Genomic DNA, 12,787 nt, shown 5'->3' on the forward strand with positions numbered 1-12,787 from the left:
CTTGGCTTGGGTTATTGGCGACCGCAGCAGCAAGACCTTCAAGTTGTTATGGGTGATTGTAAAGTGCTGGCACTGTTTCTTCTACGTCACCGATGGATGGAAGGTTTACTCTATGTTCATTGAGGAAAGCGACCAAATTGTCAGTAAGACTTATATGACTCGGGTGGAGGGAGAGAATACCCGACTGAGGCATTATTTAGCACGATTGCACCGGAAAACCTTGTGCTACTCCAAATCAGTTGAGATGTTGAAGTGTTCACTTCGGTTGCTGCTGCATTATTTGAAGTATCGAACAATTCCTCTCTCAGCTTAAATCATTACCTATTCAGCAACGCCGAACATAGAAGCCAGACTTAGCAGCTATAGAACTATCAACGTACTCATACCGGAGATGAGATTCAACAGCTGCTTGTGACACAAGAATTGTTGCTAAATCCGCTCCACTACAAAATGCTTCGTCAGCATCTCTGATAAGAAAAGCTGACCATTCGGAGAGAATAACCCCACCCACAAGCAATTCATCCTCAAGGTTAGTTATGTAACTCTGCCGGCCATTTGAGTCCATATCAACCTCCGGTAACAAAAAACAGAGCTATCAATAGGCAGAAATGCGTTGTCTATTATGTCAAATTAGAGTCGTAGGCAAAAACTTTCCGTATAGTACGCTGATTGGGGTGGACAGGCGAAAGTTATCCAGAAACCTTTAGACGTAGTATCTATAGTCTTAGAAGTATCTTTAGCTACACACCGAACCAATATCCCCAACATACACCAATACAAGCGATCGCCCTGCTTTATACATCAAGTGACTGGAGTGGAGGTAGACAATAAGCCACCCATTCTGGCATAGAGAGGTTGGGTTGGGGCGATCCACACTTTGCCAGTGCCTCGGAACGTTTGGAGGAGACCTTCACCGCTAGTAAGGGCACCTAAAAAAGAAGTAGAAGCTTTCTCTACACTGAAATGCACTTCAGCAGTGCGGAGGAGCGCAAAGGAACCGTCTACCTGGAGCGTTTCATTATTCAACGTCAGCTCTAAAATTTCGCTGCGAGGTACGGGGATACGAAAAACGACTACCCCGGTGCCGCTGACCTTAGTTTGGTAGCGTCCTTCACCGCCCGCCACTCGCGCCGAAAAGCTCTCAACTTTGTGGGCATCGACTTTAATTGCATCTTCGCAGCAGCAGAATAAACCTTGGTCAGCAAACAAAGTTTGTCCCTTCAACTGCATCAGCCAGTAGTGCCCAAAACTCGGTTCTAAGTAAAGTTCGCCAGTGCCTCGATACAGCGGCTTAAAGATCGTTTCTCCGGTGCGGGCTGCGGCGATCGCCCCTTTCATGAACCCGCCAACTCCCCCTCCTGCGCCCGTTGAGCTTTCCATCTCAATGTTGCCCTTGAGGAACTGCAACACCCCTGGCTCAGTTCGCACTGCATCATTCTGTAAACGAACCCGGAGTTGCCGCAGATGCACTCCAGCCCGATTAAGCGAATAAACCTGTTCTGCGATCGCCAGAGAGTCGCTCCCCGCCAAGGGTTTGTACTCCAGAAGTTCAAAGACAGTACCGCCACGAGTTACGCTCTCTGTTACCTGGAAAGGGAGATGGTTTTCGGGAGTATTCATACCTGTCGAACCCCTAAAGCACTACTGCTGGCAGCTTAACACGCAGGTCTAAAGTGACATCTGACTATAAACAAACGTGTCACTCTGGGTCTACTTTGGTAAACAGTTCTAACAAACCTACAGTGCCAACAAAAAAAGTGTAAACCCCGTATTGCAGCGGTCTTTGTTGCCGAGAAGATGCAAAAACAGCCGCAACAATTCCCTCTACAAGATGTACCGCAACCGCAAAGCGCTCAATCGCAAACACTATGTTCAGGCTGCTGGGCACAGGGATATTCGCTAATCCCGCATAAAAATTCCAGGATTCCAAAGCGATCGCCCCTGTAATCAGAACGATAGAGATAACCTTGATCCAGGCAGACAAAGTTTTCTTGGCATCATTGAAATTCATGCAATTCGCTCAAAGCTTGGGGCAGTTCTTATTAAAACCGATTCTTAGCATCTTCATAGGAGCCGACAAGCTGCAATGGTTGGAAACGATTGATTGGCAGCAGGAGAGCGATCGCTTTTGCCAAGCCAACCTCACCTATCCCCACTACTACAGCAGCCAAAACTTTCACGGCATTACAGGCGGTTATCTCAACGCGATCGCGGCCATTACTTACGATGCTGTCACCGCTTTTGCCTCTCCGCCCAGTGAAACTTGGATTCGGCAGCAATTGATCCAGGCGATCGCAGGTCAACCAAGCAGAATTTTGGATTTAGGCTGCGGCACAGGCTCAACCACTTTAATGCTCAAGCAAGCCTTTCCTCAAGCCGAAGTAATTGGGTTAGATTTGTCCCCCTACATGCTGGTGATGGCAGACTGCAAAGCGCAACAAGCAGCGCTAAACATTATCTGGCAGCATACCTCAGCAGAAGATACTGGCTTTGATGCAGGCACTTTTGATTTAGTCACAGTTGCTTTCATGTTTCATGAAATGCCACCTAACGCTTCACAATTAGTTCTGCAAGAATGCTTTCGTCTGCTGAAACCAGGTGGACAACTGCTGATCCTCGATGGGCATCAGCCCAAGCTACGTCGGGCTGACTGGTTAATCACCCTCTTCCAAGAACCTTACTCCAAAGTTTATGCCGCCGAAAGTGTCGATGATTGGCTGCATGCAGCTCAATTTGAGGCGATCGCCACCAAATCTGTAGGCTGGATTAGCCAATTGACCAGCGCTAGAAAACCAGAGGCAGGAAAACAGTAGCCTGAAGGCGATCGCCTAACAACCTAAAGAACTAGGCCAAAGGTACTAGTGATAAAGCATGCCTCATGGTAATGACTACGGCTTGATAGAATAGTTTGATGCAATCAGACGATCCTTTGCTGGGGAGCAAACACCCTTTTAGGAAGAACACATCATGGCGCAGTTGACCGAGCAGACCCCGACTGAACTGAATATTCCTAGCCTCGACACAGAGCTTTCGACTCAAAGCCCACAAAAAATTCTGGAACGCGCCTTGAGCCTATACGACAACATTGCCATTTCTTTCAGTGGCGCAGAAGATGTTGTCCTGATCGACATGGCGTACAGAATCAAAAAAGACATCAAAGTTTTCAGCCTGGATACAGGTCGTCTGCATTCCGAAACCTACCAGTTTATCGATCGCGTCAGAAAGCATTACGGCATCACCATTGAGATGATGTATCCCGATACCGCTCAAGTAGAAGCTTTGGTTACAAAAAAAGGTCTCTTCAGCTTCTATGAAGATGGGCACAAAGAATGCTGTGGCATCCGTAAGGTTGCGCCTCTGCGTCGGAAGCTAGGTACCTTGGATGCTTGGATTACCGGACAGCGCAGAGATCAAAACCCATCCACTCGCGCAACTGTACCAGTGATTCAAGTCGATACCGCTTTCTCTAATGATGAACGCCAATTGATTAAATTCAACCCCTTGGCGAACTGGTCATCGGCAGAGGTTTGGATGTACATCCGGGCCTTTGAGCTTCCCTACAATCCTCTGCATGAGCGCGGCTTTATCAGCATTGGCTGTGAGCCTTGCACTCGCGCAGTCCTCCCCAACCAGCATGAGCGGGAAGGTCGTTGGTGGTGGGAAGACCCAAATAGCAAAGAGTGTGGCTTACATGCCATCAATCCTACACAAGGTTGATAGCTGCCTCACGGAAAACTAACACATCCGGATTAACCAGCTTGTAGCAGTATTCGTGAATATGAATACGTTTCCTGCAAGGACAAATCACTGCTCGCCGCTATATTTGATCCTTATTCAATGCAGAGGCATGCTATAAGCTGGCTGCTACACTCTTGAAGCGCAGTCAAAAAGTTTATTTAAGCTTTAGCGATAGTTTTCTAAATTACCGCTTATTTATATAGCAGTCCTAAATGGGTTGTAAGGTTGGCGCGGTGTGACCCTCATAACCCATTTGGTTAGGATTGCTATAAGTTATTTGGAATAATAAAGAAAGGAGTGATTTTAATGGAGACTATAAATACGTTAAATAATTTCTGTTTTTGTACTTTAGCATTGGGTGAAAAATATCAGCATTTTGCTTCACTTCTAATAAAAGATTTAAGTAAAAATGCTCCTCAAATTCCTATAGTTATACTAACAGACAATCCTAAAAAGTTTGAAGCTTATAGGAATGTTATTTCATACTTCCATACTCAGAAAAGTGTTGGAGCTTATCACGATAAGCGATGGGCCATTGCCAAATCATTAGAAGCGTTTAATTCCTGTATATTTTTGGATTCGGATGTGAGAATCCTTCAACCAATTCCAGACCGCCTTGAGTGGATTGATACCCCGGGGATACAAGCAAAATCTTGTTTCACAATGCCGCATCATTACTCAAAGGTCTTTTCTGATAAGGCGAGTCAATCACTCATTAAAGAGTTTGATGTTGTTGTGCGCGCCTCAAGGAAAATTAGTTTAGATTTTCTCAATGAAGATATTTATTTTGTTAAAGAATGGCTTTTCTCAGTCACAAGAGATTCTGGCAGGGAGCAAGAATTCTTGATGTGGTGGGATAAGCTTGAAAAATATTTTGAGCTTCGAGGAATTTGTGGCAGCGAAGGTGCCATCATAGGTTTGGCCGCTGCTAAAGCAGGATTTGAAGTAAATTATTGTCAAATGGATGGTCTTTCATTTTTCAAGCACCATGTAACTCAATGGCGAATTCAGAAAGGACAAGTAGATCTGAAAGATGTAGCTAATTATTTTGAGCAATACAAAGAGATAAAATATCCTAAACGCTCTATTTTTAAGCGGAGCGTAGATAAAGTATTTCGAATTTCTAACCATTCTTATCGACGGATGAGCTTACAGCTTTCTGCCTTGTCTGATATCGATTTTTATTATCTTTAATGGTTTGATAAGCAAGTACATGCTAAGTAGTGATGAACAGTTTCTAGCTCTTTGCATTTTTCAGTAGCAGCTGACAGCCACAGGAAAAAGGATTAGCACTTTCAATGCGATCGTCTGTCAAAACCTCGATCGCTAAATTGCTGTGATAAATCAATTGGTCGTAATCCATCAAAGCATTCCACTTGACCTTGCCAGTGGGAAAGCCCAACTGGGAACTGGCATCAGAGATCAACTCCTGCCATTTCTGTACTTCAGGATCGCGCGACTTGCAGTAATCCACAATTGCAATCAGGGCACCAGGCTTCGTCACTCGTAAAATCTCTTGCAGCGATCGCACAGGATCTGTCACGACACAGAGGGTAAATCCAGATGCTGCTGCATCAAAGCTGTCGTCAGGAAACTCGAGATTTTGTAAATCCATAATTTTGAGGGCGACATCTGCCTTGACTGACTTTTGCCGAGCTAGCTCCAGCATCTGTTCTGACAAATCTACGCCTACCACCTGCACTCCAGCAGGATATGCAGAGAGATTCAGCCCAGTGCCCACGGCGGCATCGAGGACGCTCTGCCCCGAACTCAACTGTAAGGAAGCAATCAGCGGTGCGCGATCGACGTGCCAGTAGCGCTGCATAATGGCATCATAATCAGCCGCCCCTTGATTGTAGGTTTCGATTACCTTATCTGTTTGCATACAGTTTTTACTCAGTGGAATTGTCTGCGAATCTCGATCGCCTCAGATCTTTAGCCAAGATAATCGCCAATTCCTCTCTTTGCTACCACCAGAGAAATAAATTTACATAGTTAGAAGCTCCAATCAACTTGGGCGGAGATAACATCTACGTCACCTTCTGCTTCGCCTCTGCGCGTGTCCGCGCCTGGGACCGATTGCTTAATCTCGCGATCGCCAAAAAACAGCTCAATTTGCCCCCTAAAGCTGAGGTTTTAGCACAACAAGTTCCTTTATTTATGAGTTACACGCAAATATGGCGTGTCCCATTGTTTACAGAAGCCAAGTCTAGAGGCACCAAATGACCGAGAAAAATGTTGAACAACAAGCTGCGGAAATTAATCAGGAGGTACAAGCCCTCGTGGAGAAAACTGACGAATGTGCCGCTCAGATTGATATGGAAGAAATGCTCAAGGTAGGAAAGAAGACAGCTCAAGAGTTGCAACAGCCTACTGAGGGCTAGTTGATTAACTTCTTGCTCTGAAATCTCTGAATCTGCTTAACAAAGCTTAACTCTCTTTGTCAGATTGCTCTGATTGCTCTGGCTCTGATAGTTCTGATTGCTCTTGCTCTCTTTCGGCTTCCATTTCTTTCAAAGCCTTATAAATCCAAAGCTTAGACAACTCCAGGGTGCTGATGCAATCGGGGATAACTGACATGCTCAAAGACTCTGTAGGGTTAATACTTTAAGCATAGCGAGAGTGTGGCATTCGTTCCTGAAGATATATACCTAAAGTTGTACAAAAAATTGAGTTTCTTTGACTGAGGCGATCGCAACTCTATGAGCGTGTACCCATGAAAACAATGGAAGCGGGTTTGGCTCTCATCACTGAAGGGACGCAGTTGCAGCGCAGTCTTGTTCTCACTAAGTTTAGACCTGAGCGACCGAGGGTGCAGATACAGGTGCGGTTGTTTCCACCGGAGAGGACTTGATGGGTAGGGCGATCGCAAACTCAGTCCCGACTCCAGCAGTAGAGTGGCATTCCAACGTCCCCCCGTGCTTTTCAACAATAATTTGGTGGCTAATAGCCAGTCCCATGCCAGTGCCCACGCCTCGCGGTTTAGTGGTGAAGAACATATCAAACACCTGAGCTTGCACTTCCGGTGGCATGCCCATACCGTTGTCGATAATTTTCACCATCACTCGGTCGGTGTCTAAGCGCTGGGTGACAATAGTGATTTGCCGACTGCCCTCCTCCACGGGCTTCTCTTCTAGCGCATCGATCGCATTGCTCAACAAGTTCATAAACACTTGGTAGAGCAAACCCGCAAATCCTTCTATCACAGGCAGATCGCCATAATTGCGCGTCACCACAAGATCTTTTTTGATGCGGTTGTTGAGAATCAATAAAGTGCTATCGAGACAGTCATGCAGATTGACTGGGTGTGGCTCGGTATCGTCTAGACGGGAGAAGTTTTTCAAGCTGAGGACAATCTGGCGGGCGCGATCGGCTCCCAGTTTCATTGAGTCCAAAACTTTTGGCAAATCTTCGGCCAAAAACTCTAAATCAATATCTTCAATTTGGTCTTGAATGGCTGGCGGTGGGTCAGCAATTTCCGTTTCGTAAGTTCGGAGTAACTTGAGCAAGTCTTCAATGTAGTTGTGAGCATGGCTCAAGTTGCCATAGATAAAGTTGACGGGGTTATTAATTTCATGGGCTACCCCTGCCAGCATGCGCCCTAAACTAGACATCTTCTCGCTCTGAATGAGCTTGGCTTCCTGCATTTCCCGTTCCCGCTCTAGGGCAGCAGCTTGTTCTTCGAGCAACTGCTTTACCCGCTGCACCAGTTGGTTAAAGGAAACCGCTAGCAGTCCAATTTCATCCCGCGTGGTCACAGGCGCTTGTAAGTCGAAATTTGATTCTTCTGTAATCTTCTGGGTGACGCGCGTGAGGGATTCGATGGGACGGGAAATGGTGCGGCTGGTCAGAAATGCCAGGATAGCGGCGATCGCAATGGATAATCCCACACTAGCCAGGATGATCTGGGCTTGTAAGACAGTGGCGCGGCTTTGCTCCTCGTCAGCCGCTGCCTGTTTTTGGCGCACTGTCCTGGCATATTCTGCCAGCTCATGAATAAACTGATGGAACTCTATCGTTTCCGGAGCCGCGACTGTACCTGAGAGCACCTGCTGGACTTGGGGGATTTCTTCTGGTGGTAGATTCGCTAAATCGATGCGGCTAATTTGAGCTTCTAGGTAGCGGGTGTAAGCCTCAACCGTATTGCCATACTGCTGTAGAAAAGCACTCAATTTCACATCGTTGTTAATCTGAGCAAATTCTCTCAGCTCAGCTAATAGCTCCTGAACCCCGCTGACATGACCCAACAAGTCTTGATTCGTTTGTTGAAAAGCTTGTGGCTGTGCGATTTGGAGGGCTAGCTCTCGTTGATGGGTCTGGATTTCTAGCAAGCCACCTTGCAAACTACTCAACATGCCACCTTCATCATCCGCCACATCCATTTGATGCCTAGCTTGCTCGTAAGCGCGATGGCCCTGAACTAGCCCCACTGTTGTGCCAATCACGGCGATACTGAGCGCTAAGGCATAACCACAGTTGATTTTGGCGCTCACACTAAAGAAGCGATTCAATCTATTAAGAGGCGGAGCAGACAAAGCTGGAGCTGAATTGTCGTCCGCTTTAGCAAGATTGGTGGAGTTAGGTTGAGTAGCCATTGCAATTGGTGAAGTGACTAGTTCTACTGGTAGAGTGCCCGCCGCTTCCTATAACTACACGCGATGTTTCACTCTTAACGGCAACCCCTGAACTTTTAGCGATCGCTGACACAAGCCAGCTTCACAACCCTGAGCATGAGTGAGCACCTAAGTGAGCACTAGAGTGAGCACAAAGCTGAGCATGGTTAGCGAATAGACGTAACTACGCTGAGAATAACAAACAATAGCGTCGGAGGTTGCCGCCATGACTCAGACAACAGAACGCCAATCGGGTGGCTTATATGTCCAGACTGCCGAGCGTCAGCAACTCGCTTTCCCACTCAAGCACACCGCAGTGCAGGCCAAAATTGTGGGGAATCTTGCGCGGGTAGAAGTGACGCAGAGTTTCGAGAACCCCTTCACCACCACCCTCGAAGCGGTTTACATTTTCCCGCTACCTGATGAAGCGGCAGTGGATGACATGCTGATTCGGATTGACGATCGCACCATTCAAGGCAGCATCAAAAAACGCCAAGAAGCCCAGCAAATCTATGAGCAAGCCAAGCGGCAAGGACGCACAGCGGGGCTGCTAGAACAAGAACGGGACAATATCTTTACGCAGTCTCTCGCCAACATCAAACCAGGCGAACAAATAAATGTGGTGATTCGCTACACCGAGAGTCTGAAGTTTACTGGCGCTGTATCTCCTGAGGCACCGAGAGGGAGCTACGAGTTTGTCTTCCCAATGGTAGTCGGTCCGCGCTATATCCCTGGCAACCTGATTGAGGAGAACGCCGTGGGAAGTGGGTCAGCAGCAGCACCGATGATGTTAAACCAAGATACTGATTTAGTACCTGATGCCTCTCGCCTCAACGCTCCTATTTTGCCACCAGGGACGCGTTCTGGGCATGATATCAGTGTCACTGTCGAGATCAATGCTGGTGTTGCCATTCAGGAGATCCATTCGCCTTCCCATCAAATTCAGATTATCCCTCAGGGAGCGATCGCTCGGATCAAGCTAGCAGGTGGGGATACGATTCCCAACAAAGATCTAATTCTACGCTATCAAGTCTCCGGAGCCGAAACGCAAACCACTGTTCTCACAGAAGCGGGCGATCGCGGGGGGCACTTTGCCCTGTATCTGATTCCAGCCATTGCGTATCGCCCTGACCAAATGGTGCCGAAGGATATGGTGTTTCTAATTGACACCTCTGGTTCCCAAGCGGGTGCTCCTCTAGCTCAGTGTCAGGAGCTGATGCGCCGCTTCATTCAAGGTCTGAACCCTGACGACACCTTCTCCATCATCGATTTCTCGGATACCACGCAGCAACTCTCTCCCGTGCCGCTGCCCAACACACCCCAAAACCAGCAGCGAGCGATTCGCTATGTGAATCAACTTACTGCTGGGGGTGGCACTGAGATGTTGCGAGGAATTCGGGCAGTGTTGAACTTCCCGGTCACCGATCCGGGTAGATTGCGGAGTATCGTGCTGCTCACCGATGGCTACATTGGCAACGAGAACCAGATTTTGGCGGAAGTGCAACGTCATCTCCAACCGAGTACTCGTCTATACAGCTTTGGGGCAGGTAGCTCTGTGAATCGTTTCTTGCTCAACCGTGTGGCTGAAATTGGTAGAGGCATCTCTCGGGTTATTCGACATGATGAGCCAACTGACCAAGTGACAGAACAGTTCTTTCGTCAGATCAACAATCCGGTTCTCACTAATATTCAGTTGCAATGGGAAGGAGCAGGCAGCGAACCTATCTTTTATCCCTCCGCGCCACCAGATCTCTTTGCTGAACAGCCCTTGGTCTTATTTGGTCGCAAGGAGGATAAACACTCTGGTAAGTTGCATATCTCTGGTATCGCGGCGGGTGGAAAGCGCTATCAACAGACTTTTCAACTTCAGTTTGAGGGGCCAGGTAATCCCGCGATCGCTCAACTTTGGGGCCGTGCCCGCATCAAAAACTTGATGAATCAAATGCTCAGCGGTGACACCAAGGCAGGCGTAGAAGCCGTGACAGATACCGCACTGGCCTATCAGCTTCTCTCTCAATACACCGCTTTTGTGGCGGTAAGTGATGAGGTGAGAGTAGATGCCACAGGAGCTTCCGTCTCGGTTCAAGTCCCAGTAGAAATGCCAGAAGGGGTTAGTTATGAAGGAGTCTTTGGCAATGTTGCCTACTCTAGTCCACCCGCACCAATGGCTGCACCTGTTAGCAAAATGAGACGACAAAGACCTGTTTTTGATATCCTCGAACAGGAGTTTGATGTTACGCTAATTGACCCCAGGATGGCAGGAAGTTTAGATGATGCTAACTTCTCCCTTGCTCCTCCTGCTATGTCCCCTCCTTCCGTACCTTCTCCTAGGCTGGCAGATGATGAAGACTTTGACTTAGGAGGAGCATCCCAGAAAGGTTTTGGTTCGATATCTGAGCCCCTACAAATTGTTCAGGCTAATGGGCTTGATGCAAATGCGACCGCCCTATTAACTCACCATCTACAATCGATCCAGCTTCCTACTGGCTTCAGCGGTGATGTTGTGTTTAAGTTCCAAGTGCACAGAGGACGAGTCAGACAAATTATGTTGGATGAGCTAGCTTCTTCTCTCAAGGAAGAGACGGTGATTGAGGCAATTCGGCGATCACTTGTCACATGGAAATCTCCACCGGAACTAACTGCTATTGTTCAACTGGTTTTACGAATTCAGCTGTAGAACTTTAGCTCATAACATAGAGAGATTACAGGGATACCCCACAAAGGTATCCTTTTCTATTTGCAACGTTGTCCTCATGTTCCCCAGCTTTCTACCTCCAAGCGTGCGATCGCTCAAAGACCCAACGGCGATCGCTTTAACTCAACAAATTCGACAACAAGCAATTTCCACACCGCTAACAGCCCAACCAATCTCGACAGTTTATGTGCGGCAAGGGAACGGAGGTAGCCCCATTCTCTTATTACATGGGTTTGATAGCTCAGTGTTGGAATTTCGGGCGATCGCACCCCTTCTAGCGCAGCAGCAGGAAACTTGGGCAGTTGATTTGTTAGGGTCAGGATTTACAGAGCGAGTAGCAAGTATCCCTCTAAATCCCAGCACGATCAGAACTCATCTCTACAGTTTTTGGCAGACTTTAATTCAACAACCTGTGATTTTAGTTGGGGCTTCCTTAGGTGGGGCTGCGGCGATCGACTTTGCCTTGGCCTATCCGCAATGTGTCCAAAAGCTAGTGCTAATCGATAGTGTGGGTTTCAGTGGCACCTTTCCCCTAGGGCAGTTCTTGTTTACGCCTCTCGATATGTTTGCGGTCGAGTTCTGGCGACAGCGTAAACTTCTACCGCTGAGTTTCGGCACTACCTTTGGTTTCAGTGCCACAGACCTAGAAGCAATTCGTTGTGCGGGAGTGCATTTAGACATGCCGGGATGGGCCGAAGCGATCGCCACTTTTACTAAAAGCGGTGGCTACAATCTTTCAGCTCAGCGAATTTCCCAAATCCAACAACCGACGCTGATTCTCTGGGGCGATCGCGATGACATGCTGGGAACTGCCGATGCTGAAAAATTTAGAAGGGCAATTACCAATAGCGAGCTGGTTTGGATTCGTGATTGTGGTCATGTGCCGCATCTCGAACAACCCACCATCACTGCTGAGCAGATTTTGAGATTTAGTCAGATTTAGTGAGTAGGAGCGATCGCCGTTAAATCTGGTGAACTTCTAGAAAGACTTTGAGAGGGAGTCTACTACTATTCAATGGAGAAGACAGATCGAGGTCTTAGCATGAGTAGCAGTTCGGTAACGTCTGAGCAACGGGTTGTACTAGACAAAATTAGCTGGCAAAAATTTGAGAATATATTAGCAGAGCTCGGTACAGAACGTGCCACTCGCTTCGCCTACTATCGGGGGCGGATGGAAATGATGAACCCGCATGAGGAACATGAGCGCTATCGCAAACTGATTGAATCGTTTCTGTTGGTTCTAGCCGATGAAACGTATCTAAAAGTCGTTGGATTCAATTCAGCTTTGTTGCAACAACCCGAAGTGCAATGCGCGATCGAACCGAATGCTTGTTTCTATATTTCTCATGCGCCTGAGATGATGGGTAAATCTGATCTTGATTTGTCCCGTGATCCAGTTCCCGATTTAGTTTTGGATATTGCCTTTACCAGTAGCGCGATCGATAAGCTCCCAATTTATGCGGCTTTAGGCATTCCAGAAGTTTGGTGCTATACCAGCAACAACAGCACCCCTGCGCCAGAACATCAACTCTCAATTTATCAGTTACAAAATCAACAGTATTTCACTAGTGAAACCAGCGCTGTCTTTAATTTCTTGCGTGCGGCGAGAGTGCTGGAATTTATCGAGCAGAGTGATTCTCTGGGTTTAGTCCAGTCCTTGCAATTGCTACGAGCTTGGGTGCAAGAAAGAATTTAAGACAAACAATTTGGGGAAAGGAAACGCGGAAAATATCGATAAAAT

13 protein-coding genes are annotated in these 12,787 nt (G+C 47.4%); 8 read left to right on the forward strand and 5 right to left on the reverse strand.

The features are described from left to right. The coding region (locus NDA01_RS00005) for an IS1 family transposase (RefSeq protein ID WP_348226407.1) at positions 1 to 313 on the forward strand (313 nt) is incomplete at its 5' end. Positions 314 to 801: 488 nt separating this feature from the next. Here the strand turns inward: NDA01_RS00005 and NDA01_RS00010 are convergent. Together NDA01_RS00010 and NDA01_RS00015 are read right to left on the reverse strand one after the other, a co-directional pair. Further along, positions 802 to 1,620: an AIM24 family protein gene (locus NDA01_RS00010; protein WP_348226408.1), complete on the reverse strand. Its 819-nt coding sequence runs from the start codon at positions 1,618 to 1,620 to the stop codon at positions 802 to 804. A gap of 79 nt (positions 1,621 to 1,699) precedes the next feature. Continuing rightward, a complete protein-coding gene (locus tag NDA01_RS00015; RefSeq protein ID WP_190432285.1) occupies positions 1,700 to 2,011 on the reverse strand; it encodes a hypothetical protein in 312 nt (103 codons plus the stop codon). Between NDA01_RS00015 and NDA01_RS00020 the strand changes: the two genes are divergently transcribed. The 3 genes from NDA01_RS00020 (at position 2,010) to NDA01_RS00030 (ending at position 4,932) form a co-directional block, all read left to right on the forward strand. Further along, positions 2,010 to 2,813, forward strand: coding sequence for a class I SAM-dependent methyltransferase (locus NDA01_RS00020; RefSeq protein WP_348226409.1), 804 nt, complete (start codon positions 2,010 to 2,012; stop codon positions 2,811 to 2,813). The genes NDA01_RS00015 and NDA01_RS00020 overlap by 2 nt on opposite strands. 154 nt (positions 2,814 to 2,967) lie before the next feature. Continuing rightward, positions 2,968 to 3,717, forward strand: a complete 750-nt coding sequence (locus NDA01_RS00025; RefSeq protein ID WP_348226410.1) for a phosphoadenylyl-sulfate reductase — start codon at positions 2,968 to 2,970, stop codon at positions 3,715 to 3,717. Between the two features lie 327 nt (positions 3,718 to 4,044). Further along, positions 4,045 to 4,932, forward strand: coding sequence for a hypothetical protein (locus tag NDA01_RS00030; protein ID WP_348226411.1), 888 nt, complete (start codon positions 4,045 to 4,047; stop codon positions 4,930 to 4,932). A gap of 43 nt (positions 4,933 to 4,975) precedes the next feature. On the opposite strand, the gene NDA01_RS00035 is transcribed toward NDA01_RS00030, so the two are convergent. Beyond that, a complete protein-coding gene (locus tag NDA01_RS00035) occupies positions 4,976 to 5,623 on the reverse strand; it encodes a class I SAM-dependent methyltransferase (RefSeq protein WP_348226412.1) in 648 nt (215 codons plus the stop codon). A 337-nt stretch (positions 5,624 to 5,960) separates the two neighbouring features. On the opposite strand from NDA01_RS00035, the gene NDA01_RS00040 reads away from it, so the two are divergent. Continuing rightward, a complete protein-coding gene (locus tag NDA01_RS00040) occupies positions 5,961 to 6,122 on the forward strand; it encodes a hypothetical protein (RefSeq protein ID WP_190432277.1) in 162 nt (53 codons plus the stop codon). Positions 6,123 to 6,168: 46 nt separating this feature from the next. Here NDA01_RS00040 and NDA01_RS00045 read toward each other — a convergent pair whose 3' ends face one another. After that, the gene (locus tag NDA01_RS00045; RefSeq protein ID WP_348226413.1) at positions 6,169 to 6,318 is read right to left on the reverse strand and encodes a hypothetical protein; all 150 of its coding nucleotides are present in this window, start codon (positions 6,316 to 6,318) and stop codon (positions 6,169 to 6,171) included. A 212-nt stretch (positions 6,319 to 6,530) separates the two neighbouring features. After that, a complete protein-coding gene (locus NDA01_RS00050; protein WP_348226414.1) occupies positions 6,531 to 8,333 on the reverse strand; it encodes a sensor histidine kinase in 1,803 nt (600 codons plus the stop codon). 244 nt (positions 8,334 to 8,577) lie between these two features. Here NDA01_RS00050 and NDA01_RS00055 point away from each other — a divergent pair, with 244 nt between their 5' ends. The 3 genes from NDA01_RS00055 to NDA01_RS00065 all read left to right on the forward strand — a co-directional run bounded on the left by NDA01_RS00055 (position 8,578) and on the right by NDA01_RS00065 (position 12,742). After that, on the forward strand, positions 8,578 to 11,028 hold the full coding sequence (locus NDA01_RS00055; RefSeq protein WP_348226415.1) for a VIT domain-containing protein: 2,451 nt from the start codon (positions 8,578 to 8,580) through the stop codon (positions 11,026 to 11,028). A gap of 76 nt (positions 11,029 to 11,104) precedes the next feature. Continuing rightward, positions 11,105 to 11,989, forward strand: a complete 885-nt coding sequence (locus tag NDA01_RS00060; RefSeq protein WP_348226416.1) for an alpha/beta fold hydrolase — start codon at positions 11,105 to 11,107, stop codon at positions 11,987 to 11,989. Between the two features lie 99 nt (positions 11,990 to 12,088). After that, complete coding sequence (locus tag NDA01_RS00065; protein WP_348226417.1) at positions 12,089 to 12,742, forward strand: Uma2 family endonuclease; 654 nt, start codon at positions 12,089 to 12,091, stop codon at positions 12,740 to 12,742. Positions 12,743 to 12,787 lie beyond the last annotated feature (45 nt).

It is taken from the genome of Trichocoleus desertorum AS-A10 (genome assembly GCF_039962155.1).
Classification (GTDB): domain Bacteria; phylum Cyanobacteriota; class Cyanobacteriia; order FACHB-46; family FACHB-46; genus Trichocoleus.